At 62.5% G+C, this 24,229-nt stretch carries 23 protein-coding genes and 1 tRNA gene; 16 read left to right on the top strand and 8 right to left on the bottom strand.

The window, feature by feature from the left end; genetic code table 11:
• Window positions 1-247: 247 nt before the first annotated feature.
• Together LPA37_RS20360 and LPA37_RS20355 are read right to left on the bottom strand one after the other, a co-directional pair.
• The gene (locus LPA37_RS20360; protein WP_228977053.1) at window positions 248-1,579 is read right to left on the bottom strand and encodes an NAD(P)H-dependent oxidoreductase; all 1,332 of its coding nucleotides are present in this window, start codon (window positions 1,577-1,579) and stop codon (window positions 248-250) included.
• Window positions 1,580-2,165: 586 nt separating this feature from the next.
• A complete protein-coding gene (locus LPA37_RS20355) occupies window positions 2,166-3,164 on the bottom strand; it encodes a sugar-binding transcriptional regulator (RefSeq protein ID WP_229013502.1) in 999 nt (332 codons plus the stop codon).
• An 86-nt stretch (window positions 3,165-3,250) separates the two neighbouring features.
• Between LPA37_RS20355 and LPA37_RS20350 the strand changes: the two genes are divergently transcribed.
• The 6 genes from LPA37_RS20350 to LPA37_RS20325 all read left to right on the top strand — a co-directional run bounded on the left by LPA37_RS20350 (window position 3,251) and on the right by LPA37_RS20325 (window position 8,381).
• A complete protein-coding gene (locus LPA37_RS20350; RefSeq protein WP_228977047.1) occupies window positions 3,251-4,114 on the top strand; it encodes a hypothetical protein in 864 nt (287 codons plus the stop codon).
• Window positions 4,115-4,156: 42 nt separating this feature from the next.
• Entirely contained in the window at window positions 4,157-4,759 is a 603-nt protein-coding gene (locus LPA37_RS20345; protein WP_228977044.1) for a hypothetical protein, read from the top strand.
• A gap of 183 nt (window positions 4,760-4,942) precedes the next feature.
• Window positions 4,943-6,103 (top strand): bifunctional 3,4-dihydroxy-2-butanone-4-phosphate synthase/GTP cyclohydrolase II, encoded by a 1,161-nt coding sequence (ribBA, locus tag LPA37_RS20340; protein ID WP_228977042.1) that lies wholly within the window; start codon window positions 4,943-4,945, stop codon window positions 6,101-6,103.
• Between the two features lie 53 nt (window positions 6,104-6,156).
• On the top strand, window positions 6,157-6,672 hold the full coding sequence (ribH, locus tag LPA37_RS20335; RefSeq protein ID WP_228977039.1) for a 6,7-dimethyl-8-ribityllumazine synthase: 516 nt from the start codon (window positions 6,157-6,159) through the stop codon (window positions 6,670-6,672).
• Window positions 6,669-7,103, top strand: coding sequence for a transcription antitermination factor NusB (nusB, locus tag LPA37_RS20330; RefSeq protein ID WP_228977037.1), 435 nt, complete (start codon window positions 6,669-6,671; stop codon window positions 7,101-7,103). The genes ribH and nusB overlap by 4 nt, the downstream gene beginning before the upstream one ends.
• Window positions 7,104-7,187: 84 nt before the next feature.
• Window positions 7,188-8,381, top strand: a complete 1,194-nt coding sequence (locus tag LPA37_RS20325) for a pyridoxal phosphate-dependent aminotransferase (protein WP_228977035.1) — start codon at window positions 7,188-7,190, stop codon at window positions 8,379-8,381.
• A gap of 133 nt (window positions 8,382-8,514) precedes the next feature.
• On the opposite strand, the gene LPA37_RS20320 is transcribed toward LPA37_RS20325, so the two are convergent.
• Window positions 8,515-9,690, bottom strand: a complete 1,176-nt coding sequence (locus LPA37_RS20320; RefSeq protein ID WP_229013501.1) for a transglycosylase SLT domain-containing protein — start codon at window positions 9,688-9,690, stop codon at window positions 8,515-8,517.
• A 575-nt stretch (window positions 9,691-10,265) separates the two neighbouring features.
• Here LPA37_RS20320 and LPA37_RS20315 point away from each other — a divergent pair.
• Window positions 10,266-11,834, top strand: a complete 1,569-nt coding sequence (locus tag LPA37_RS20315; RefSeq protein ID WP_228977031.1) for a UbiD family decarboxylase — start codon at window positions 10,266-10,268, stop codon at window positions 11,832-11,834.
• A gap of 108 nt (window positions 11,835-11,942) precedes the next feature.
• Window positions 11,943-12,623 (top strand): LysE family translocator, encoded by a 681-nt coding sequence (locus tag LPA37_RS20310; protein ID WP_228977029.1) that lies wholly within the window; start codon window positions 11,943-11,945, stop codon window positions 12,621-12,623.
• A gap of 54 nt (window positions 12,624-12,677) precedes the next feature.
• Here LPA37_RS20310 and LPA37_RS20305 read toward each other — a convergent pair whose 3' ends face one another.
• Together LPA37_RS20305 and LPA37_RS20300 are read right to left on the bottom strand one after the other, a co-directional pair.
• Window positions 12,678-13,643 (bottom strand): threo-3-hydroxy-L-aspartate ammonia-lyase, encoded by a 966-nt coding sequence (locus LPA37_RS20305; protein ID WP_228977027.1) that lies wholly within the window; start codon window positions 13,641-13,643, stop codon window positions 12,678-12,680.
• A 216-nt stretch (window positions 13,644-13,859) separates the two neighbouring features.
• The gene (locus tag LPA37_RS20300; protein WP_229013499.1) at window positions 13,860-14,141 is read right to left on the bottom strand and encodes a hypothetical protein; all 282 of its coding nucleotides are present in this window, start codon (window positions 14,139-14,141) and stop codon (window positions 13,860-13,862) included.
• Between the two features lie 855 nt (window positions 14,142-14,996).
• On the opposite strand from LPA37_RS20300, the gene LPA37_RS20295 reads away from it, so the two are divergent.
• The 8 genes from LPA37_RS20295 to trmB all read left to right on the top strand — a co-directional run bounded on the left by LPA37_RS20295 (window position 14,997) and on the right by trmB (window position 22,117).
• The gene (locus LPA37_RS20295; protein WP_228977023.1) at window positions 14,997-15,947 is read left to right on the top strand and encodes a Rossmann-like and DUF2520 domain-containing protein; all 951 of its coding nucleotides are present in this window, start codon (window positions 14,997-14,999) and stop codon (window positions 15,945-15,947) included.
• Window positions 15,948-16,097: 150 nt separating this feature from the next.
• Window positions 16,098-16,661 carry a YggT family protein gene (locus LPA37_RS20290; protein WP_229013498.1) on the top strand — a complete coding sequence of 188 codons (564 nt, stop codon included), beginning with the start codon at window positions 16,098-16,100 and terminating at the stop codon, window positions 16,659-16,661.
• 404 nt (window positions 16,662-17,065) lie between these two features.
• Complete coding sequence (locus LPA37_RS20285; RefSeq protein ID WP_229013496.1) at window positions 17,066-17,674, top strand: TetR/AcrR family transcriptional regulator; 609 nt, start codon at window positions 17,066-17,068, stop codon at window positions 17,672-17,674.
• A gap of 117 nt (window positions 17,675-17,791) precedes the next feature.
• Window positions 17,792-18,601, top strand: coding sequence for an oxidoreductase (locus tag LPA37_RS20280; protein WP_229013495.1), 810 nt, complete (start codon window positions 17,792-17,794; stop codon window positions 18,599-18,601).
• Between the two features lie 159 nt (window positions 18,602-18,760).
• The gene (locus LPA37_RS20275) at window positions 18,761-19,762 is read left to right on the top strand and encodes an NADP-dependent oxidoreductase (protein WP_229013493.1); all 1,002 of its coding nucleotides are present in this window, start codon (window positions 18,761-18,763) and stop codon (window positions 19,760-19,762) included.
• 102 nt (window positions 19,763-19,864) lie between these two features.
• Window positions 19,865-20,902 carry a hypothetical protein gene (locus tag LPA37_RS20270; protein WP_229013492.1) on the top strand — a complete coding sequence of 346 codons (1,038 nt, stop codon included), beginning with the start codon at window positions 19,865-19,867 and terminating at the stop codon, window positions 20,900-20,902.
• Between the two features lie 186 nt (window positions 20,903-21,088).
• A tRNA-Gly gene (locus LPA37_RS20265) sits at window positions 21,089-21,163 on the top strand.
• A 168-nt stretch (window positions 21,164-21,331) separates the two neighbouring features.
• Window positions 21,332-22,117 carry a tRNA (guanosine(46)-N7)-methyltransferase TrmB gene (gene trmB / locus LPA37_RS20260; RefSeq protein ID WP_229013504.1) on the top strand — a complete coding sequence of 262 codons (786 nt, stop codon included), beginning with the start codon at window positions 21,332-21,334 and terminating at the stop codon, window positions 22,115-22,117.
• A 96-nt stretch (window positions 22,118-22,213) separates the two neighbouring features.
• Here trmB and LPA37_RS20255 read toward each other — a convergent pair whose 3' ends face one another.
• The 3 genes from LPA37_RS20255 to LPA37_RS20245 all read right to left on the bottom strand — a co-directional run bounded on the left by LPA37_RS20255 (window position 22,214) and on the right by LPA37_RS20245 (window position 24,105).
• On the bottom strand, window positions 22,214-23,047 hold the full coding sequence (locus LPA37_RS20255; RefSeq protein ID WP_229013491.1) for an undecaprenyl-diphosphate phosphatase: 834 nt from the start codon (window positions 23,045-23,047) through the stop codon (window positions 22,214-22,216).
• Between the two features lie 72 nt (window positions 23,048-23,119).
• The gene (locus LPA37_RS20250; protein WP_228977009.1) at window positions 23,120-23,704 is read right to left on the bottom strand and encodes a DUF1439 domain-containing protein; all 585 of its coding nucleotides are present in this window, start codon (window positions 23,702-23,704) and stop codon (window positions 23,120-23,122) included.
• 80 nt (window positions 23,705-23,784) lie between these two features.
• Window positions 23,785-24,105 (bottom strand): YkgJ family cysteine cluster protein, encoded by a 321-nt coding sequence (locus tag LPA37_RS20245; RefSeq protein WP_228977167.1) that lies wholly within the window; start codon window positions 24,103-24,105, stop codon window positions 23,785-23,787.
• Window positions 24,106-24,229: the final 124 nt, after the last annotated feature.

The raw sequence follows: 24,229 nt of genomic DNA, 5'->3' as shown, positions 1-24,229 counted from the left end.
GTCGACCGGAGTTCGCGCTTTAGCGCGTTACTCCGGTCCCATGCAAGTCGCTTGCGGTCGACCGGAGTTCGCGCTTTAGCTGTCGATCAGAGTTAGCGCTTTAGCTGTCGACCGGAGTTGACGCTTTAGCGTCTTACTCCGGTCCCATGCAAAGCACTTACTCTGATCCCATGCAAAGCTCTTACTCCGGTCCCATGCAAGGCACCTGCTCCGGCCCCATGCAAAATGGCTGCTGCGTGATCGAAGCTCAGGCCGCGGCGGCGGCCTTGCCGAACACCATCTCATCCTGACGACGACGCAGCGCGACGATCTGCGACGTGGCATCAACCGCGCAGTTGCGATACGTGAGCAACTCGCCGCGACGGACCGGCTGCGTGACGCGGCCGTTCTCGATCAGCCCGCACGGCACCGCGTCCTGCGCGCGCGCATCGCCCACCGACATCGCCCACGCGCGATACGTGTATTCACCGATCGCATCGAGCCGCTCGCCCGGCTGCAGATCCTTCTTCGCGACCGCGCAGACCTCGACGACCGGCACCGGTAGCGGCTCCATGTCGGCGCGGCCGTAGAGCACGACGCGCGCGCACGTCAGCGGCACTTCGAGGCTCGTCAGGTGATACGGGCGATAGAACGTGTAGTACGGCCCCTCGCCGAGACGCAGGTCTTCCATGCGCTCGCGCAGCCGCGGATGCGCCATCTCGGCGACGACGAACACACCCGGCGCCACACCCTTGCCGATCGTGTAATCGACCACGCCCTTGCGCGAAAGAATGCCGCCGTCTTCCACCGGGCACAGCACCTTGTGCAGCTGGTCGAGCGTCGCGGACGGCCCGTGCATGCCCGGCACGTCCGGCGTGAGTCCGGTCGCGTTGCCGATCGCGGCCATCTCGACGGCCGTCTTCGAGCCGTCGACGAATTCCACGAGCATGCGCGGGTTCATGTTGCGGCGACGCGCCTCTTCCATGTAGGCGTCCGGCGTCGCTTCGATGTTGAGCGGATTGTTCTTGCCCTTGCCGGCCGCGACGATCGGATAGCCAAGCGCGCTCACGAACTGGATCAGCTCGATGGTCGAGCTGGGTTCGTCGCCGGCGCCCAGCGAATACACGACGCCAAGCCGCTCCGCCTCGCGACGCAGATACGCGCCGATCGTCACGTCCGCCTCGACGTTCATCATCACCAGATGCTTGCCGTGCTCCATCGCGACGAGACCGATCTGCGCGCCAACCGCGGGCTTGCCGGTCGCGTCGATGACGACGTCGATCTGCTCGCTCGTGCACACCGCATTCACGTCCTGGGTGATCGCGATGTGGCCGGCTTCGATCGCCTGCGTCAACGCGCTTTGCGTATCGACGACGCGATAGCCCTCGTCGGCGCCGTTCGCGACCTTCACCGCCGCGCACGCCGCCTCGGTACGCAACTCGGCGATCGCGCCGATTTCGAGGCCGTGCATCTGCCGGACCTGGGTCACGATATCCGTGCCCATCTCGCCGCTGCCGATCAGACCGATACGGATTGGGCGGCCAGACGCGGCGCGCTTTTCGAGGTCGGCGGCGAGGCCGCTGGGGGTGATGTTGTGCATGAGCATGTCTCCACAAATGCTGCGCGCGAAACGCGCGGGAAGTGTTCGAGGACTTTCGTCTGTTACAGCCACGACAGAACTTATGTATTTCAGAATAGCAGTATGTTCATAAAAAGACCAAGAGCAGACTGGAGGAAAACGGAGTTTTTTGGGGTGGGACTTACCCTGGACCCGACGTAGAGGGACCAGGATGAAATGGGGGCGTGAGGGCACAGGGATGTGCCTGATGGGACAGCCGGCTGATGCCGATGGATGCGGGACGCGAGCGCCTCGCCGGCGGTTCATCCGCGCGGATGGGTGCGCTGGGCGGGCGTGTGCGCAGGTGCGCCGCGCGGGAATGGGAAGCTGATGGGGATGCGCCGCGTCAAGCGTGTCTGGAGGCGCGCTCCGCGCTATTTCCGCGCTGTGGAGCGGCAAGAAAGATGCGACCGGCCGGTTCGGGAAACGCAGGACCGTTCAACTGCGACGACCCTCCCGCATCCCAAGGCGCGAAAACGGTCCGGCGGGGCTCGACCCCAAGGCGTCGGCTCCAGAAGCCGGCCAGCCGGCAGCATGGCCAGGCGCCTGCACGGCCTTCAGATGCGAATCAGACGATTCCGCCCGGGCCTGCGAGCTTGAGTACGTCTTTTGCGGTGTACTCGTCGGTGATGAGCACCGTGGGTTTCAGCAGCTTCAGGGCGCCGGCCAGTGCCTGCACCTTGTTCGCGCCGCCCGCTGCCAGCACGCGCACCGGCACTTTCTTGATGATGTCGAGCGGCACCGACATCACGCGTTCGTTGATCGGATGGTCGACAAGCTCGCCGTTCGCGTCGAAAAAGTTGAACAGCAGGTCACCGACCGCGCCCGCCTTGATGACCGACGCGCGATCCGCATTGCTGATGAACTTCGACAGGTGCGCCGTCGCGTCCGGACCCGTCCCCGCCGCGCCAAGCACGACTGCATCCAGCGATTTCGCGAGCTCGAAGATATCGCCGAGCCCGCAGCGCTCGATCAGGGTTTCGCGCGTGGCCGCGCTGTCGACGACAAGCGGCGCGGTCATCAGGTAGCAGTCCGCCTGATACAGCGAAGCAAAGCGCCACGCGAATTCGGCCGGATTGAACTTGCGCGCCTTCATGATGCCGCCGAGCAGCGACACCACCGAGACGTCTTCGACCGTGCACTCGTTCATGAACGCGAGCGAACTGACGAGCGTGCGCCCCCAGCCCACGCCAATACGCATGTTGGGCCGCACGAGCGACGATACATAGGCGCCCGTCGCCGCGCTCACCGGGCCGGTCGCATCCGCGCCCCGCGACGACAGCGGCACGACGATGACCTCCTCGACCCCGAAGCGCTTTTCAAGCAGACGCTCGGCCTCGACGCATTCGGCGAGACGGTCGCCGATCGAAATCTTCACCTCGTTGCGCTCGCGCGCGGCGGCGAGCAACCGCACCACCGTCACGCGCCCGACACCGAGTTTCAGGGCGATTTCGTTCTGCGTCATCTCCTCGACAAAGTACATCCACGCCGCGCGCAGCCGCAGCCGGCGCGCGGGATTCTGCTCGTCGCTTTCGATCGCCTCAGGGGCAATACTCGCTTTCGCCAAGCTCGGCTCCTATGATGAATAAAGTCAGTCTTGCGACTGAACACTTGTGCTATCTTAACTTCAAATGTTGCAACCCAGAGACGCCCATGGAGTCGAAATCGCCCTTGCCGCAGCACCTTAGCCGCGACATCAGCCAACTGGGGCTCGCACTGAGAGACTGTGCGCGTCAGCTTCGTTATGCGGCACGCAATGTGCCCGGGCCGATCAAGAGCGACCGGCCTGCCACCGTCACCACGCGCTCGCCTGCCACGCAAACTTCCAGGGCGCCCTCGCATCTCTCGCTGGAATCCGTCGCGCAACTCGCGGATGGCCTGATCGAAACTGCCGAGTCGTTTGCCGGCCACGCCATGCCGCCGCTCCAGGATCACTGGAAATCTCCGGTTCCGCTCGATGCACTGACGGGCTATCTCAGCCAGTCGGGCAATCAGGCGAAAACGTTGCGCAAGTTTTCGACGACGTATTACGCGGCAGCCAAACGCATGATCATGCAATGCGGCGCCACCGACGTGCTCATCTTCGAACATCGCATCAGCAGCGCGTTCGAGGCCATGAACGCGTCGCGCCACGCGCCCGGTACGCAGTTGACCCAGGTTTGCGCCGATACCGCGACTTCGCGTAGCACGCTGTGCCGCGTGGGCGCGCAACTCGTCCTCTCGCTGATCGACCAGCAGCCGATCCGCAGTACGCGCTTCGATGTCCTTCCCGATGCGAGCGCGCCCTGGTGGCTCGTGACCGAGCCGAACGCATACGTATTCCTGATGCTGACGATCGCCTCGCTCGCGAAAGACCTCTGCCCCACCGGGCTCGTGACCGAACCGGACGCCGTAATCCGGTTTTTCGCCGACGTGACCGGCGCGCGCGAAGCCGCGTTCCGCCGCGCGCTGAAGGAACGCGAACCGCTCGATGCATTGAGCGACGAAATCGAACATGTCGTCACGCATCTTTGCTGAAACCTGCGTGCGCAATCCTTGCGCGCGTGCACGGGAGCCTTGATGGGCCAGCCGATCAGTAGCATTCACCCGCGGGAATCCGGCACGTGGGACCACGTGCGGAAGCTCACGCCCTGCCGCCAGTTGTTGCAGCAATGCTGCGACGAATATCGCGAGCGGCACGGCGTGCGCATCGAAATCGACGAGCGCCAGTTCACCAGCGCGTTTTTCGCGTGGCTCGACGTGATCTCGCACCACGCCGGCTACCGCCGGCGGAATGCACCCGACTACTTCCAGTTCGCCTTCGGCGTGCTGCTGCGCGACCTGCTGCGCGACAAAGCCGTTCACGTGAGCACGGAGCCCTCCCCGCACCTGCAACCCACGGCGAACGATATCGCCAGCTGGTGGCCGGCAGGCTACCTGCTCACCTGGTTCTGCATCGGCACGCTCAAACACGTGATGCGCGAAGAGTGCGCGCTGGAGGTCCAGCCGGCCGACGCGCTCTCGCACCGCGACGTGTGGCAGTCGTTTCGCGAAAACATCGTCGAGGAGCCCAGCCTCGCGATCGCATACTTCGACCGGTTCATGGGCAGCGAGCCCAACTGGCGCGAACCCGGCCAGGTGCTCAACCGACCCGGCGCTGCAAATTCCGGCGCACATACGTAATCCCCTCCCCGATTTCCAGGTTCGAGAATAAAGCCGTGCGAGTACCGGCGGCAGTCAGCCGGATGGCCAGGTGACACGTGCGTGCCCCGTGTAAACCCGGCCAGATGGCCTGGCCCGTCCGGCCGAAGCGACGCGGGGGCTCGCGTGGCGTAAAATACGCGCTTTCCTGACAATCTCGCCAACATGACGCTCGCCTCCACTCTTGAGATCATCGCCGAACTGAAGGCCGGCCGGATGGTGATTCTCGTCGACGAAGAAGACCGCGAAAACGAGGGCGATCTCGTGATCGCCGCCGAATTCGTCACACCGGAAGCGATCAATTTCATGGCCCGTTACGGCCGTGGGCTGATCTGTCTGACGTTGACGCAGGAGCGCTGCAAGCAGCTCAACCTGCCGCTCATGACATACCGCAACGGCACGCAGTACGGCACGGCGTTCACGGTCAGCATCGAGGCGGCCGAAGGCGTGACAACCGGCATTTCCGCCGCCGACCGCGCCCGCACGATCGCGGCGGCCGTCGCGCATGACGCCCGCGCCGAGCACATCGTGCAGCCCGGCCACGTGTTCCCGATCATGGCGCAGCCCGGCGGCGTACTGGTGCGCGCCGGTCACACCGAAGCCGGTTGCGATTTCACGGCGCTCGCGGGCCTCACGCCCGCCGCGGTGATCTGCGAGATCATCAAGGACGACGGCACGATGGCGCGTCTGCCCGACCTCATCGCGTTCGCGCAGGAGCACAACCTGAAGATCGGCACGATCGCCGACCTGATCCATTACCGTAGCCGCACCGAATCGATCGTCGAGCGCATCTGCGAGCGCACGATGCAAACCGCGCACGGCCCGTTCCGCGCGGTGATGTATCTCGACCAGCCTAGCGGCTCGCCGCATATCGCGCTGGTGCGCGGCACGCCCTCGCCGGATCGCGAAACCCCGGTGCGCGTTCACGAACCGCTGTCGGTACTGGATCTGCTGGAAGTGGGCGCATCCACTCACTCATGGACGCTCGACGCCGCCATGAAGGAAATCGCCGAACGCGATCTCGGCGTGGTGGTGCTGCTCAACTGTGGCGACTCGAAGGATCATCTGATCGACGTCTTCAAGGCGTTCGACGAAAAGGAACGTGCTGAGGCACTCAAGCGCCGTCCGGTCGATTTCAAGACGTACGGCATCGGCGCGCAGATCCTGCGCGAACTGGGTGTCGGCAAGATGCAGGTGCTGTCGAACCCGCGCAAGCTGGGCACGATGTCGGGTTATGGCCTCGAAGTCACGTGCTTCGTGCCCATGCCAGGCGCCATCGCGGCGTGCCCGCCTGGCGCCCCGGCCTCGCAGGACATCCAGGCCTGATATCCGGAAACTCACCGCTCACACGCGTTCATCCCAAACACTACGGACCTCAAATGGAAATCGGACAATATCAACCGAATCTCGACGGTGACGGCCTGCGCGTCGGCATCGTGCAGTCGCGCTTTAACGAACCCGTTTGCAACGGCCTCGCTGACGCCTGCATCGAAGAACTCGAACGCCTCGGCGTCACCGGTGAAGACGTGCTGCTCGTCACCGTGCCGGGCGCACTGGAAATCCCGCTCGCGCTGCAAAAGCTGGCGGAGAGCGGCCAGTTCGATGCGCTGATCGCGCTCGGCGCTGTCGTGCGCGGCGAGACGTATCACTTCGAACTCGTGTCGAACGAAAGCGGCGCCGGCATCACGCGCATCGGCCTCGACTTCGGCATTCCCGTCGCCAACGCGGTCCTCACGACCGAAACGGACGAACAGGCCGTCGCGCGCATGACCGAAAAGGGTCGCGACGCAGCGCGTGTCGCCGTCGAAATGGCAAACCTCTCGGTTGCGCTCGAACAGCTCGGCGGCGATGACGACGAAGATGAAGACGAGGAAGACGAAGAGGAACGGGCATGAAGAGCGCTCGCCGACGTTCCCGCGAACTGGCCACGCAAGGTCTCTACCAGTGGCTGCTGTCGGGCTCGCCTATCGGTGAAATCGACGCGCAGCTGCGCGGCGCGCAAGGTTACGACAAGGCCGACCACGCGCATCTGGAGGCGTTGCTGAGCGGCGTCATCCGCGACTCGGAAGCACTGTCGATCGACCTGATGCCGTGCCTCGACCGTCCGATCGACCAGCTCTCGCCGGTCGAACGCGCGGTACTGCTGGTCGCTGCGTTCGAACTGAAGAATCACGTCGATATTCCATATCGCGTGGTTATCAACGAAGCCGTCGAACTTGCCAAGACGTTCGGTGGCGCGGACGGCTACAAGTACGTCAATGGCGTGCTGGACAAGCTGTCGGTACAACTGCGCGCCGCCGAGACACAGGCCGCCCGCAAGCACTGATCCAGCGAGGCCGGAACGCGTGCAGCCCGATTCGACCCGGGCCGCGCCGGCCGGTCGCGACACTGGGAAACTGAATGTATCCGCATGAACACTCTGTCTGAACCACTGGTGCGGCTTGCCGCCCGCGTCGACGCCATCCAGCCGTTTTATGTGATGGAGCTGGCCAAAGAGGCCGCATTGCTGGAGCGCCAGGGGCGCGACATCATTCACATGGGAATCGGCGAGCCCGATTTCACCGCGCCGGAACCGGTCATCGAGGCCGCCACCAGCGCGCTGCGGCGCGGCGTCACCCAATACACGAACGCGCTCGGTCTGCCTGCGTTGCGCGAGGCGATCGCCGCGCATTACCAGCAGGTTTATGGCATTACCGTCGATCCTGCACGCATCGTGGTCACGGCGGGCGCGTCGGCGGCGTTGCTGCTCGCATGCGCGGCGCTCGTCGATCGCGATGACGAAGTGCTGATGCCCGATCCGTCTTATCCCTGCAACCGGCATTTCGTCGCCGCTGCCGAAGGTCGGGCTGTACTCGTGCCGAGCGGCCCCGCGGAGCGCTTCCAGCTAACCGCGGCCGACGTCGAACGCCTGTGGAACGATCGCACGCGCGGCGTGCTGCTCGCGTCGCCGTCGAACCCGACCGGTACATCGATCGAACCTGCCGAACTCGAACGCATCGTGAAGGCGGTCCGCAAGCGCGGCGGCTTTACGATCGTCGATGAAATCTATCAGGGCTTGAGTTACGACGCGCCGCCGGTGTCGGCGCTGTCTTTCGGCGACGACGTCATTACCGTCAACAGCTTCTCGAAGTACTTCAACATGACCGGCTGGCGGCTGGGCTGGCTTGTCGTACCGCCGGCGCTGGTCGGCCCGCTGGAAAAGCTCGCTCAGAACCTGTTTATCTGCGCGTCGGCGCTGGCGCAGCATGCCGCACTCGCCTGCTTCGAACCCGACACGATCAGGATCTACGAAGGCCGTCGCCTCGAATTCAAACGGCGCCGCGATTTCATCGCGCCCGCGCTCGAGTCGCTCGGCTTCTCGGTACCGGTGATGCCGGACGGCGCGTTCTATGTGTACGCCGACTGCACGCACGTCGCCCACCCCGCCGCGAGCGACAGCGCCGCGCTCACCCGGGCGATGCTGCACGACGCAGGCGTCGTGCTGGTCCCCGGGATGGACTTCGGATTGCACGCGCCGCACTCCTATATCCGGCTCTCCTATGCGACAGCGTATGCGAAGCTCGAAGAAGCTGTCGAGCGGCTCGGCCGGTTGTTCAATCGCTGACCCCGACGCCGGGCTGACCTCACGGGCTCCGTCGGGAAGCGCGCAGCAACGAAAAAGGGCACCTCCAGGAGGTGCCCTTTTTCTTGCCCGCCCCAGCCTGCGCTGGCGGATCTAATGCATATCAAGCGACGTATCAGGCGCCCAGTTCCGACGAAGCAACATGCTTCGTCGCGCTGGAACTTGCGTCATCCTGCATCGGCGTCTTGTCGTGCGATGCAGGCGTCGTGACCCTGGCCGTCGTCAGCGGATGCCCGCCGTCGAGCGTCACCTGTACGCGCTTCGTCGAAGCGGTTGTCGCGGCCGGAGCCAGCGTCGTCGATGCGGTAGTCGTGGTCGGTGCCTGCGGTGCGTTGACCGGCACCTTGCGGCCACGCGCCACGTCACGCAGACGGGCGCGCTCGGCCATTACCTTGGCGCCATAACCGCCGTCATCCTGCGACGTCGAGCCGACATACAGACGCAGTCCGCCCGGCAGCGAACCGCCGCGCGCCACGCAATCCTTCAGCACGAGTGCGCCGACCTTGATGTTGGTCAACGGCTCGAGCGCGGCGCTCTGGCCACCAAAGTACTCGAACTTGTCGGAATGCACCTTCGACATGACCTGCATCAAACCTTGCGCGCCGACGCCGCTTTCCGCATACGGATTGAAACCGGATTCGATGGCCATGACAGCCAGCAGCAACAGCGGATCGAGACCGACTTCGCGACCGGTGTCGAACGCGGCCTTCACGAGCTCGCTGACGGGCTCCTGAGCGACGCGATAACGGCGCGACAGATACGACGCGACCAGATCCTGCTCGCGGGTCGAGACCAGCACGCGATCGTCGCGTGCATCGGCGGAGACGCGCTGCGTCGGAATCAGGCGGGCGAGCGAGCCGACCGTCGGCAACGTACGCGGATCGAGGCCGTTCAGCGCCACGGCGCTGAGGCCAGCCGTGCCGCTGCCATCGAAGGCACCGTCATAACTGGTGTTGGCGGTCGTACCGTTGCTGCCGGTGTCGACGCTGACTGCCTGATTTGAAGACAGGCTGTCGTCGGACTGGCCGGTTGCGGGCCCAAACGACGGCAGCGGGTTGCCTTGCAGCAGACGGGCCGGACCCGCCTTCACTGCAGCGGAAATAACCGGCATCAGCTTTGCGGCGAGAGTGCCGCGCCAGGTGGGCATCAGCCACAAGGCCAGTGCCAGCACGACGGCAAAACCACCGACAATGCTGAACAGGTGATGACTCATACGTGTCCCACGTCGCAATGCACCGCGCATAACCTGCGCGAGACGCTCGTCGGGACGCCACGATAACCAGGCGTTCATTCAGATCTCCCAATTTGCATGAAGCGGCGAACGCGCCGGCAAGCCGACGTACAGCCATTCGCAGAATCAAGACGCCGCGCGCTCTGGTCGGGGCGGCAGCGGCGTCGGGAAAACGGCATACACCGTTCGGGGAGCCCATCTAAAGTTCCGGCGGCATGCTGTTTGCAGCATGCGGGCGGAGGCTCCCACACGAAAAAACCAGCGCGAAAAAGGCGCCGGCGAGGAAAACAGACAAGACCGTGAAGTACCGAGCAGGGATCGGCAAACGGCGACGCGTTGCGTCAGAAGACCGGGGGTAATGGTTAAAACGTGCAAACCCTGCAACCAATGTGGACGGATTCTAGCAGGGTTTTATAGATCGTCAACACTATGAATAGTCAAATCTATAACTAATTGTAATAATGAACGGTGTTCAGTGACCTCTAAACCGCGCAGCGAGCGCGTTTCCGGGCAGTCACAAATTTGCCCTTCAACGTGCGCTGGCCAACGCAGGTAAAATCGACAATCGATCTGGCGCGGCGATTGCCTGCCGTGTCCTCACCTTGCGGCGTGCCGCCGCCCCTGATCAGGACCCGATGAAATACAAAGACCTGCGCGACTTCGTCGGTCGCCTCGAGACGCTCGGCGAGCTTCGCCGCGTTCCGCAGCACATCTCGCCCGTTCTCGAAATGACGGAAATCTGCGATCGCGTGCTGCGCACCGGCGGTCCTGCGTTGCTGTTTGAAAGCACCCGGCAGCACGCGTTTCCTGTTCTAGGTAACCTGTTCGGCACGCCGCGGCGCGTGGCGCTCGGCATGGGCATCGATGCCGGCGCTGAAAACGGCGATAGCGCCGCGCTGGAGTCGTTGCGCGACGTCGGGCGCCTTCTGTCCGCCCTCAAGGAGCCGGAGCCGCCCAGGGGGCTGAAAGACGCCGGCAAACTGCTCTCGCTGGCCAGGGCCGTCTGGGATATGGCGCCGAAGACCGTCAGTTCACCGCCCTGCCAGGAAATCGTCTGGGAAGGCGACGACGTCGATCTCGCGAAGCTGCCGATCCAGACCTGCTGGCCCGGCGACGCCGGTCCGCTCATCACGTGGGGACTGACCGTCACACGCGGTCCGAACAAGACGCGGCAAAACCTCGGTATTTACCGGCAGCAACTGATCGGCCGCAACAAGCTGATCATGCGCTGGCTCGCGCATCGGGGCGGCGCGCTCGATTTCCGCGAGTTCGCGCTGCGGAACCCGGGCAAGCCGTATCCGGTCGCGGTCGTGCTTGGCGCCGATCCGGCCACGATTCTCGGCGCGGTGACGCCGGTGCCGGACACGCTCTCCGAATACCAGTTCGCAGGATTGCTGCGCGGCGGCCGCACGGAACTCGCGAAGTGCATCACGCCCGGCGTCGACACGCTACAGGTGCCGGCACGCGCCGAGATCGTGCTCGAAGGCTTTATCCACCCGCAAGCCGGCACGCCCGAAGCGGCGCCGGCCGGCGCGCCGCCGCGTCCGTCGAAGGGCGCTTCCGCCGCTTACGAGCATGCACTCGAAGGTCCGTACGGCGATCACACCGGCTACTACAACGAACAGGAATGGTTCCCGGTGTTTACCGTCGAGCGCATCACGATGCGTCGCGACGCCATCTACCATTCGACCTATACCGGCAAGCCGCCTGACGAGCCCGCTGTGCTCGGCGTCGCGCTCAACGAAGTGTTCGTGCCGCTCCTGCAGAAGCAGTTCACCGAGATCACCGACTTCTATCTGCCGCCCGAAGGATGCAGCTACCGGATGGCCATCGTCCAGATGAAGAAGAGCTACCCGGGACATGCCAAACGGGTGATGTTCGGCGTGTGGAGCTTCCTGCGACAGTTCATGTATACGAAGTTCATCGTCGTGGTGGATGAAGACGTGAACATCCGCGACTGGAAAGAAGTGATCTGGGCGATCACCACGCGCATCGACCCTTCGCGCGATACGGTGCTCGTCGATCGCACACCGATCGACTATCTGGATTTCGCGTCGCCGGTTGCGGGGCTCGGTTCGAAGATGGGACTCGATGCGACCAATAAATGGCCCGGCGAAACCGACCGGGAATGGGGCCGCCCCATCGCGATGGACGACGCGGTCAAGAAGCGCATCGATGCGATGTGGCAGGAACTCGGCCTCTGAAGCCGGCGCGGCACAACAGACAAGAAGCGGTCTCTAACGGCGGACACGGTACTTCGCCTACGGTCGCTGGAAGACGTGGGACAGGAACAATACGGGGAAAGGGCAGGGATGCACGCGTTATCAATGTTGTCGGACGGGTTTTTTCTGTCTCTTTCGCTGTGCCTCGATATCGGTCTCGTCAACGTCGCGATTATTTCGCTGACGTTGTCGCACGGATTCAAACCCGGCTTCTGGCTCGGGCTCGGCTCGTGTTTCGGCGATCTGATCTATGCAGCGCTTGCGCTCGCCGGCATGGCGGCGTTGCTTCAGTTCGAATCGGTGCGATGGATCGTGTGGATCGGCGGTGCGGCCATCCTGCTGTTCCTCACGTGGAAGATGGCGCGCGAAGCGCTCTTCCCTGCTTCAGCGCCGCCGGTCGAAGGCGAGTCCGATGCGAACGCACCGCATCTCAGCGCGTGGCGCGGGTTCATGCGCGGCACGTTGCTCGCAATCTCGTCGCCGTCGGCGATCCTGTGGTTTGCGGCGGTGGGCGGTGCGCTGATCGCCAGGGCCGGTGCGACGACCGTGACCACCGCGCCGGTTTTTCTCGGCGGCTTTTTCCTCGGCGGGTTGTGCTGGAACGTGTTTATCTGCGGGCTCGCGAGCCACGGACGCAAACGCGCAGGCTCGGGTTTGCTGCGCGCATGTCATGTGCTGTCGGCACTGCTCTTCGCGTACTTCTCGTACAGCGTGATCGTGAACGGATATCGCGATCTGATCGTGCACACCAGCAGCATGGCGGCCGGTTAGCAACGGAAAAAGCGAGCCGTGGGCTCGCCTTTTCTGAACAGGGCACGAGGCCGGTTAACCGAGAAACTGGCCGAGCCGTTCGAGATCGACGTTGCCGCCGCTGATCACGACGCCTACGCGCCTGCCCTTCACGGGCACGATGCCATTGAGCACCGCCGCTGCGGCAAGACACCCGGTCGGTTCGACCACGATCTTCATCCGCTGCGCGAAAAAGCGCATCGCGTCGACAAGCTGCGCGTCGCTGACCGTCACGATCTGTTGCACGAGGCGCTGAATCACTTCGAACGTATAGACGCCGAGTTGCTGCGTGGCGGCGCCATCGGCGATCGTCTTCGGCACATCGATGCGCACGCGTTCACCACGTGCGAGCGATTGCTGGCCATCGTTGCCCGCCTCCGGCTCGACGCCGGTGATCTGGCATTGCGGGCTCAATGCCGCGGCGGAAAGCGCGCTGCCCGACAGCAGACCGCCGCCGCCCAGACACACGAACAGCATGTCGAGCGGGCCTGTTTCCTCGATCAGTTCCTTGACGGCCGTGCCCTGCCCGGCCATCACGTGCGGATGATCGTACGGTGGAATCAACGTCATGCCGCGCTCTTCGGCGAGCCGGCGGCCGATCGCTTCACGATCTTCCTTGTACCGGTCGTAGACGATCACTTCGCCGCCATATCCTCTGGTGGCCGCGACCTTCGCGGCAGGCGCGTCGTGCGGCATGATGATCGTTGCGTGAATGCCAGCCAGACGCGCGGACAACGCAATCGCCTGTGCGTGATTGCCCGACGAGAACGTCAGGACGCCAGCTTTGCGCTGTTCTGCATCGAAGTGCGAAATCGCGTTGTACGCGCCACGAAACTTGAACGCGCCCATGCGCTGCAGGTTTTCGCATTTGAAGAAGATCGACGCACCTGTGCGCTCGTTCGCGGTAGTCGACGTGAGAACAGGTGTGCGGTGCGCGATGCCTTCGATACGCGCGGCGGCGTCGACGACATCGTCATAGGTTGGAACAGGAAGCGCTTGCATCGGCGGAAGGACGCGGGGCGTGGTTGGTTGCACAGGCGCCCATTGTCCCAGCTTCGATCGTGTTTTGGAACGCGAAGCGCGTGTCGCTATATCGACCGGCCGATGCGCATATGAAAACGGCGCAACGCGGCGTTCAAGCCGGCGTTGCGCCGTTCACGAAACCTCACCGTAGAGCCGCGCTCACATCATATCGCGTGGGGCGGCACGTGTGCGGTATCAGTAACGCGGGCCGTAGTAACCACGGCGGTAATAGCCGTGATGATAGTAAGGCCGGCCGTATCCATAATATCCACCGACGACAACCGGCGGCGGCGCATAGACCACGGGCGGCGGCGCATACACAACCGGCGGGGGCGAATAGTACACGGGCGGCGGCGCGGAGTAGACCGGATAGGCTGGAATGCCGATACCGACACCGATTGACACGTGTGCTTCAGCAGCAGTCACAAGCCCCGCGCCAAGCGCGGTAGCAACGATAAACGGGACGATCTTTTTCACTTCTATTTCTCCTGGCGCCCCCGCCCCTATGGCGTGGTCGCATGACGGGCTCAGCCCTTACAGTTCAATGTATCGAAAAAGGCTTCGCAGCGTCGGGGGTATTTGTTGCAAATTGCAATGACGGATGCAAACGCGCAGAGCGCCTGCGTGCCTCACGTCATACATATGTCCGCTTCCCTTTCGAAAATCAAGGGTTTGCGGCACGTCGATCATGACCGGCGACATTTTTACCGGTCGCGTTGCAAGCTTACCGGTCACATCGGTAATGTTTAATTACAAATTCGCTGCAGCTGCCGCACGATTCCGTTGCCTTCGCGCATCGATTTTCGTTCGCGCGGTGGCCGCGCGATGGCCGTAAACGCAAAGTGCCCGGCAGAAACGCCGGGCACCGGTTCGAAGTCAGCGTGTCGTCAACCGACCTTCACATACGTAAATTCCCGTGAGACGCTGGGTGGTACATAAGCGCCGCTAATCTGTACGCGTGGTGTCAGCCGCTTCTTTTGATCCCACCAGCGGCGCCGCTGTGAGTGTGTCAGAAACCGCAAGTGCTTTCGGTAAGAAAAAATACTCATCGTGTACCTCCCGAAAATCTGGCTGCGCTACAGAAGAAACAACAACGGGGACTGCCGGAAAATCTGATGTACGGATTCATTGTGAGCAGTTTTCGGACCCGACGGCAATCCCCTGTCAGATACATACGACGGCCTGTCATATTCGCCACGTACTGATCTGAAGAATGCCCGGCGCGCATGAAACCGGTTCACGTCCTTTGCTGGCAAGGTGCCGACGCGAGCCGGCGTCGTGATGAATGCGATACTCGCCGTTCCGTCATTGTTCTGTCCGGAGCTGAAAATCATGTCTCTGCCCCCATTGCCGCGTCTGGGCTTCGTCGGTGCGGGCCGGCTCGCGCACTGTCTCGCGCACGGCTTCTCGCGCGCCGGCTATCCGGTCACCGCAATCGCAAGCCGCTCGCGCGATTCCGCGCAGACGCTTGCAGGTCAGATCGGGCATTGCGCCGCGTACGACCACCCGCAGCAGGTTGTCGACGCAGCCGATATCGTCTTTTTAGCCGTCCCTGATGACAGTATCGGTACGACAGCCCACACAGTGCGCTTCGATTCCGCTGCGCAGGGCTGCTCCGGTGCATGGGCGCTCGTGCATTGCAGCGGCGCTTCGCCCGTCGATCTGCTGGCGCCGGCACGCGATCAGGGCGCTTTGATCGGTGGCTTTCATCCACTGTACCTGTTCGGCGGAAACCTCGCAGATATCGAGCGCATCGCCGGATGTTCCGTCTCGATCGAAGCCGACGGCGCGCTGAAGGACGCGCTCGTCGCACTGGCGGGCGCGCTGCGCTGCCATCCGCTCTCGATTCCACCGGGCGGCCGCATGCTGTATCACGCGGCCGCGCACTACGCGGCGAGCTTCGCGTTGTGCGGCCTCGCGGAGTGCGTCGAACTGTGGCGCACGCTCGGTTTCAACGAAGACGACGCGTTGCGCGCCGTGCTGCCGATGCTCGCCGGCACGATCCAGACCGCCGGCGACAAGGGCTTGCCGGGTGCGCTGGCCGGACCGGTTTCGCGTGGCGATACCAGCGTCGTCGAAAAGCAGCTTGCGCTACTCGAAGGACTCGGCGGCGACCACGCTGCGCTCTACGCGCTGATGACGCGCCGCGCGGTCGCGCTGGCGCGCCGCCGGCCGGTACCACCAGCCGCGATCGACGCAATCGATACCGTCGTGGAAAACTCGCTTGCCCGTTCGCTCGACCGGCTGACCGGCCAGGGATCGCAGGCGGCCCGTAAGCCGTGATAATGTGACGACCGGCGCGAATGCAGCGGGATCAGGGTGCGCGTCCATGCGCACCATCTGCACGCACTGGTTCGAATACAACAGTTGCCTGATGAAGCCGGCTCGCCACGTGCGGCCGCTACGAATAACTAAAGAAGGAAAGGACACGAGATGGTCGGCGATATCGCCCGTTTTCTGCTCAATACCGTTTTCACCCTGTTCGGCGCGGCGCTGCTGTTGCGTGCCTGGCTGCAGGTTGTCCGCATGCCGCCGTACAACCCGGTGTCGAACGCCGTGTTGCAGGTCACGAACTGGATCGTGCTGCCGTTGAGGCGGATCATTCCCAGCACCCGCAGCATCGACTGGGCCAGCCTCATCGCGGCCCTCATCGCGGCGGTGATCTATGTGGTCGCGATGGTGTGGCTCGCGGGCGTCGATCCGCTCGGCCTGATGCCGACGCTCCTGATCGTCGCGCTGCTGACGATGATCAAGTGGGCGCTCAACCTGATCATCTGGCTGACGATCCTGATGGCGTTGCTGTCGTGGCTCAATCCGCGTTCGCCGGCCATGCCGATCCTGTATCAGCTGACTGCGCCGTTTCTGAATCCGCTGCGCCGGTTCGTGCCGCAACTGGGTGGGATCGATCTCTCGCCGATCCTGCTGTTCGTGATCGTGCAGGTGCTGTTGATGGTGGTAACGCGTGCGGCTGTTTCGCTGACGCTGTTTGGGATCTGATTGCGAAGTCTCCCACGATCTTGATAGCTGACGGTTCCGGTGCCAACCGTCAATAGTCGTTACGACATGCACCTGCCGCCGCGCGACTCGATAGCGGGTTCGTGCGCGGCCTGCCGTTCTTCATCATCGGGAATCGCGCCACGCGCCAGTCCAGATCGACATTCGACCGGGTGATCGCCAGCGATCCCCCTCGCCCGGTCTCGGCACAGTCTTTACCGCAAGTTCAATCGCCGGCCACGGATGCTGGATGACATGACGACGGTAACACTTGCCAGGACCACCGCCAGGCAGACACCGGGTTCGGGTTCTGCGTCCTACGCTGGTTGCACTGCTCGGCGTTGTCTGGGTGGCGCATCGATCTCCATCGACATTGCTCCGCACAGAGAAATACGCCGAAATGCTATATGATGTTCATCATGAAGAGGCAGCCAGTCAATCGGAAAACCGTCAGCCGTAAGGAAATCACGCACGAACGCATCGTCGAGGTTGCCGCGCGCGCGATTCGGCGCAGCGGTTACGACGGCACGGGAGTGGCCGACATCATGAAGGAGGCCGGTCTGACGCATGGCGGCTTCTATGCGCACTTTCCATCGCGCGAGGTGCTGCTTGCCGAAGCGGCTGACCGCGCCGGCGCTGAAGCCGTGGCCCTGTCGGAGCAGATCGCCGCCTCCGTGTCGCCAGAGCAGGCGTTGCCGTCAATGGTGCGCGCCTATCTGTCGAAGGAGCATTGTGAAAATATTGAGACTGGCTGCCCAGTCTCCGCTCTTGGCTCGGAAATGCCGCGCCAGGCGCCGGCGGTGCGGCGCGCAGCCACCCGCCGCATCAAGGAGATGATCGATGTCGTGGCGCGTCAGTTGCCCGATTGGGGCCAGCCGGGCGCGCACGAACAGGCACTTGTGATGGTGGCCACCATGGTTGGCACCATGGTGCTGGCGCGTGCCGTTGACGACTCCAGGCTGTCGGAAAATTTTCTCGAAGCAACATTGAAACAACTCGCGCCCACTGATGCATGAATCCCGTCGGCCCGGTGCTGGTTTTCGCTGGATCAAAAATATGATGACAATCATATTTTAAAAAAATGAATGCCCGACCAGTCACGTAAAGACATCCCTCAATATCGGAAGGACATCATGGAAACCAGAATAGCGCTCGTCACGGGCGCCTCGTCAGGAATCGGCGAAGCCACGGCAAGGCGGCTTGCGAAGGCCGGATACAAGGTCTATGGCACCAGTCGGCGTGGTGCACAAGCCGGCCAGCAGACGTTCGAAATGCTGTCACTTGACGTGACTGACGAGGAATCGGTTGAAGCCGCCGTCAAGGAAGTTCTGCGCCTGCACGGCCACATCGACCTGCTGGTGAACAACGCTGGCTTCGGCGTCGCCCCTGCCGCTGCGGAAGAGAGTTCGATTGACCAGGCCCGCGCAATCTTCGATACGAACTTCTTCGGGATTATCCGTATGACGCGTGCCGTGTTACCCCATATGCGGCAACAAGGTCGCGGCCGCATCATCAACATCGGCTCTGCGCTGGGTTTCCTGCCCATGCCCTATATGGCGCTGTATTCCGCCACCAGGCATGCGGTCGCAGGCTATTCGGAGTCGCTCGACCATGAGTTGCGCACGATGGGCATCCGGGTATCGGTCATTGAGCCTGCCTATATCAAGACGCCTTTCGACGCGAACTTCATGGCGCCCGACAGCCCCCTCGACGAGTACCGCGAGGTGCGCTCGGCCGTGGATAAGCGAGTGAAGGAGGTGGTCGAGGGCGCTGACGGTCCTGAGGTTGTGGCCGAAACCGTGCTGCAGGCCGCCCTCGCGGCTCGCCCGAAACTCCGCTATTCAGCCGGTGGACTCGCCGGCCGTCTGCGATTGCTACGCAGATTTGCGCCCGCGGGCCTGGTAGACGCCGGTATTCGCAAAGATCTGCGGCTCGCAACGTAGACGGCGTTACTGCCCCCTGTTCAAACGGCAGAGCACAAGGACGTGCTGGCATGTTCGTCGAGGTCGACACATGCCGTGTTGCCACCGGTCTGCACTTCTACATCCGTGCTACCGCCTGAGAAACAACCTGACGCAACGAGAAACTGACAAGGAACCGTGATGAAGGCATTCGTCGTCGATCGATATGGACGCAAGAATGGCGTACGAGCTGGCGATATGCCGGTCCCGGAGCCGCGCGAGGATGACGTATTGATCCAGATTCACGCCGCTGGCGTGAACCCTCTCGATTCCAAAATCAGAGACGGAGAGTTCAAGCTCATTCTGCCTTACCGTTTGCCCCTGATTCTGGGCAACGATGTTGCCGGGGTCGTTGTCCGCGTCGGATCACGCGTGCGGCGCTTCAAGCCGGGCGATGAGGTCTATGCCCGGCCGCACAAAGACCGGATCGGTACTTTCGCGGAATTCATCGCGATCAAGGAAGACGGCGTGGCGCTCAAGCCCAACGCACTCACGATGGAAGAAGCAGCTTCGATCCCGTTGGTGGGCCTGACCGCCTGGCAGGCGCTGATCGAAAAAGGGCAGTTGAAGAAAGGACAAAAAGTGCTCATACACGCCGGCTCCGGCGGCGTTGGCACCTTTGCCATTCAGCTGGCGAAGCACGTGGGTGCGACCGTCGCGACGACAGCGAGCGCGGGGAATGCGGAATTGGTGAAGCAACTCGGTGCGGATATCGTCATCGATTACAGGAAAGATGACTTTACCGGCGTACTGAAAGACTGCGATGTGGTGCTGGATACGCAAGGCGGCAATACCCTCGAGAGGTCGCTGCGAGTGCTCAGGCCGGGTGGCAAACTCATCGGGATCGCCGGTCCGCCCGATCCCGAATTCGCGAAAGAGATGGGTGCCTCCTGGTTCCTGAAAACGGTGATGCGCTTTCTGAGCTATCGCATCAGAAAAGCGGCGAAACGTCATGACGTCAGCTATTCATTTGTTTTCATGCGCGCGGATGGAGACCAGTTAAGCCAGATCGCCACGCTCATCGACGCAGCTGCGATAAAGCCCGTGATCGATCGGGTTTTCCCGTTCGAGTCAACCAGCGAGGCTCTGGCTTACGTGGAAACAGGACGCGCAAAGGGTAAGGTTGTCATCAAGATCCGATAGAAGAGCCACTCATGTGACTTCAGAATGTTAAGCATATGCCGTAAACAACGGGGAAACATTTAAGTAAAGTGCGCCGTCCCCGGCGCTTTCCCAAAGATTAGAGTGCAAGGCGTCGTATATCTGCTAGATCAACCGCTCAAGACGTTGAAGCTGAGCACCGCCCTTGAAGGGAAGTATTTTTTGCGGCCCGTCCACAGTTCAACGATGACGAGCACTCGCATAGGCGCACCTGAGCCGACAGTAGTCCGTTTTTTTTCAGACGCAGACCGCGCAATCGTGTTCTGTTTCTGTCCGATAGACAATACGACAGACGGTGCTGTTGGCGTTGCCTGGAGACGCGCCAACCAATGTGTCGAACCTGATTCTCGTGTCGAGGAAGTTGGACGCTTCGTCTGGTCGAACAACGCGTTCGAAACATCGATTGGTGAAATGTCCATGTTCCTGCGTGGCTCCGCTACGCTGACGGAAGATTGCTATCAAGATATCGGTCGCCTCAAAGCAGCGGTTGATGCGAAAGGCATGGTTGTGTTTTCATCTGAGCCGGGTGGTGAGCGCGCTGGACGCGCCTTGGCGGCTTACATGCTGGGCTTGGCGTATCACCGTGTTCTGGAAGAAGCGATCAACGATCTCGCAGAAACATGCCGAAACGGCTCGCTCGAAATTCGCGCAGAACCGATGCATGCTGAGATTTCCCGTTTTTTGGCCAGCTACTACTTCGAAGCGCCGGCTCGCGTCGCAACCACTGAAGTTGGCCCGCTGTACGTGGCGATTCGCGATCGACTGCTTCTCGGGCCACTTTGCCGGGAATTAGTTGATCAACTAAGCCGAATCGCCGAGATTAGCCGGATGCAGCGTACGGCAGCGGAATCTGCCTTTGAAACGAAGCTACAAAAGCGGCTTGCAATCTTCGGTGTATTGATTGGATTGCTTGGGCTAGCTCAACTGACCCAAACCACGCCATCTCAAGTTCAGTCGTTCGCCGTCGGATGGAAGTCATTCTTCACTGGCAGCCCAGTACCATCGGGTTCACCGGCAACGCCGACTTCAGAAGCGAAAGAGCCCGGCGGACATACGAAACTTGAGCAAACCAGATCAAGGCGGTCGCGCCACGACGCATATGAACAGGCGGATCCTCACTGATAAGAACGGCTCAAGGATTGGCCACAGACGGTCACTGAACGCGTGCAATAAGCTTCGCGTATCTACTACACGACGCCTACGCTCGCGAATCCAGCAAGAATTTTCGAAGTGCATACACTTTTCACCCCACCCGCCAGAATCCCCGTTTGCATGAATCGCGCGAAACCGCGTAAAATAGCGCGCTCTGCGGGCGTCGTATAATGGCCATTACCTCAGCTTCCCAAGCTGAAGACGTGGGTTCGATTCCCATCGCCCGCTCCACATTCAGCTGATCTCCAGCGGAAATCCAGCACGAGAGCCGCCTCATCGAAGGCGGCTTTTTCGTCAGGGCGACGGCAAACGCACCACCGTCGATATTCCCGCTGACGTATCACGGCGCGGCCAATGCGGCCATCGCACCCGGCGCCTTCACCCTTGCAGTCATCGACGATGATCCACGACCCGAACGAAACCCGTCCGCCCGCCTCCGAGGCCACCGACGATCTCTCCAGCGAAACCGCAGCCAGCGAAGCCGGCAGCGCACACTCGCCCGATGCGCTGCATCTACGTCGCATCCGCAGCTTCGTCACCCGTGCGGGGCGCGTTTCGACGGGCCAGCGTCGCGCGATGGACGAGCTCGGTCCGCGCTTCGTCGTGCCGTTTTCCGGCGAACAGCCCGACTGGAACATCGTGTTCGGTCGCGAGGCGCCGCGCGTGCTGGAGATCGGGTTCGGCATGGGCGCGACGACCGCGGAGATCGCCGCGCATCGCGCCGGCGACGACTTCCTCGGCGTCGAAGTGCATGAGCCTGGCGTCGGTGCGCTGCTGAAGCTGATGGGCGAACAGTCGCTGTCGAATATCCGCATCATCCAGCACGATGCGGTGGAAGTGCTCGAACAGATGATCGCGCCGGAAAGCCTCGACGGCGTGCACATCTTCTTCCCCGATCCGTGGCACAAGGCGCGCCATCACAAGCGCCGTCTGATCCAGCCGAAGTTCGTCGCGCTGCTCGTGTCGAGGCTCAAGCCGGGCGCCTACCTGCACTGCGCCACCGACTGGCAGAACTACGCCGAACAGATGCTGGAAGTGCTCGGCGCCGAACCCGCGCTTGAAAACACCGCGGAAGGCTACGCGCCGCGTCCGGACTATCGTCCGGTGACGAAATTCGAGCGTCGCGGTTTGCGGCTCGGGCACGGTGTGTGGGATCTCGTCTTTCGCCGGCGCTCAGGCGGTTGAACGCAGCCGGATTTCGCCGGACATGAAAATGAACAAGGACCGCTCCACACCAGGCGGTCCTTTTTCATTCAACGTGCGCTATGGAAGTGCGCAATCTCAATCGGCCCAGCTCAACCCGCCGCTATAACCGATCAGCAAAATCAGCAGACCAAAGCCGATCCGGTACCACGCGAATACCGTGAAATCGTGCGCCGCGATGTAACGCAACAGCCAGCGCACGCACACAAACGCGCTGATGAACGCGGCGATCAGGCCGACTGCAAAAAGGCCGAGCGCATCGGCGGTCAGCGTGTGCCAGCTTTTGACCATCTCGTAGAGCGTCGCGCCGAAGATGATCGGAATCGCGAGGAAAAACGAGAACTCGGTGGCAACGCGCCGGTCGAGACCGAACAGCATCCCGCCGATGATCGTCGAGCCCGAGCGCGACATGCCCGGCACCAGCGCGAAGCACTGCGCGACGCCGACCTTGAGCGCATCGAACGGTGTGAGATCGTCGACCGAATGCACGCGCGGCGCGGTGCCCCGGTCACGCTGACGCGCCTCGGCCCACAGGATCACGAGACCGCCGGTCACGAGCGCCAGTGCGACCGGCACCGGCGAGAACAGCGCTGCCTTGATCGCTTTTTCGAACAGCAGACCGAGCACGACCGCGGGAATCGTCGCGACGATCACGTTCAATGTGAAGCGCCGCGCGAGGGGCTGCGATGGCAGGCCGCTCACGACGCTGCCGATCTTGCGACGGTACTCCCAGCACACCGCGAAAATCGCGCCGAGCTGGATCACGACGTCGAACGTCTTCGCGTCTGGGGGATTGAAGTTGAGCAGACTTCCCGCAACGATCAGATGCCCGGTGCTCGACACCGGCAAAAACTCCGTCAAGCCTTCGACGACGCCAAGAACCAGCGCCTTGCAGATCAATATCCAGTCCATCCGGGGCCCTTTTTCTGAAGGTGTTCTGATTGGGCCAGCCAGCGTCGCGCGGCCCCGCCGGCCGCGCATCCGTCATTTTTCGACGATCTGCACGCGTATGCCGTTTGTAAGGATAGTGATTGTACCGGGTTCGTAATTCACACCGGCAAATTGCAACTGTTCGGGCTTGAAGGTGTAGATCGGATAGTTGGTCAGCAACTGCGTCGCGAGCAGCGCGGCGGCGGCGTTGATCTGCTGCGTGTAGGCCTGCGCGTCGCCGCTGACCGTGACGTTGTCGACCGTCGGCTGCTTCAGCACTACCGCGCGCATCGTCGCGTCGTACGCAAGCTCACTCGATAGCGTGAATACACCGTTCACCGGTTGCGGCATGAACGGGCTCACCAGCCGCGCATCGAGCTTCACGGACACACGGTTCGTGTCCGGCAGAAAGCCAACGACAGGATTCGTCAACGCGACATCGAACACCTGCGAGACCGTCCGCTGATACGGAAACTTGCGTTGTACCGCTTCCTGCACCTGCTGCGGCGAGAACGTGTAGTGGTCCGGAATGAAGGGAAACGTCGATGCGGCACACGCGGCCAGCGAAACGCTGACGCCAGCCGCGGCGCACGCGGCGAGCAGGAACCGGCGCCTCGCTGGCGCGGCGGCTTGAGTCATGCGAAACCTCCTGTTGAAACCATGTCGAACGTGCAACGGATCGGGATGAATGCCGTCTGGGTCAGCACGCCTTGCTGCGCTCACGATAACGATTGATGTGGCCGCGAAGGCTGCGTATCGGCTTCGAGCGTCGTGAGCCACGCGAGCGCTTCAGTGCGCGACGTGCCGCACATGTCCGTTTGCGGTTGTAGCCCGGAGCAGCATGCGGGCCGCTCCGGCGCTCCGAAAATCGCACAGCGCAGATCGTCGCCGAGCTGCACGCACCGCACGCCAGCGGGTTTGCCGTTCGGCATGCCGGGAATCGGGCTCGAAATCGAAGGCGCGATGCAGCACGCGCCGCAATCAGGGCGGCACGCGTGGTCCGGCACGGCAAACGGAGAAACCTGCAAGGAAGCAACCATCACGACGAAAATTCCTGGAACACCAACCTTCTAACAGAGGCGAGCATGCGCCCGACCCGCATTGTGCCATCGCCGCGCGTGCGACCTTTTTACACAATGTTCATCGCGAGCGCTCACGTACACT

Origin of the sequence: Paraburkholderia gardini, from assembly GCF_907164545.1 — a bacterium.
Classification (GTDB): domain Bacteria; phylum Pseudomonadota; class Gammaproteobacteria; order Burkholderiales; family Burkholderiaceae; genus Paraburkholderia; species Paraburkholderia gardini.
This window is presented reverse-complemented; position numbering and strand designations above follow the sequence as displayed.